A 429-nucleotide genomic window follows, 5' to 3' on the forward strand; every position below is an offset into this window, starting at 1 on the left:
GAGCAGGAGCGCCGCGATCGCTCCGATGGCGTTGGCTGCGCACCCGTGCATCAGGTACGGGTAAGCCCGCTGCCAGCGGCGCACCCGGCCGCGGGGCCGCAGCACCAGCACCGCCATGACGGCCAGGCCGGTGAGCAGTACCTTGCTCCAGGCCGAGACCGCAAGCAGATGCGCATTCATCTGCAGCTTGCGCAGGATGATAGCGCCGATCACGTCGAGCCGCCCCTGGAGCAGCGTCTCGAAGGCACGGCCGATATGGCTCTGCCGATCGGCCGCGCCGCCTGTGGCTGCCCCGGCGTTCAGCAGCCACAGGCCCGCGAGCGCTGCGCCGAGCAGCAGCGCAAGCGCCGGCGCGGCGCGCAGCCAGCGCCGCCCGCCCGCAAGGCGCGTGCCGAGCGCGCCGAAGCCGGCCGCGGCGGACAGCGCTCC

General features: G+C 74.1%; 1 pseudogene. It reads right to left on the bottom strand.

Annotated elements, in window-relative coordinates:
• A pseudogene (locus N0M98_RS29520) lies at nucleotides 1-429 on the bottom strand (hypothetical protein); the annotation flags it as partial.

The sequence above is a fragment of the Paenibacillus doosanensis genome, assembly GCF_025060755.1.
GTDB classification, from domain to species: domain Bacteria; phylum Bacillota; class Bacilli; order Paenibacillales; family NBRC-103111; genus Paenibacillus_S; species Paenibacillus_S doosanensis.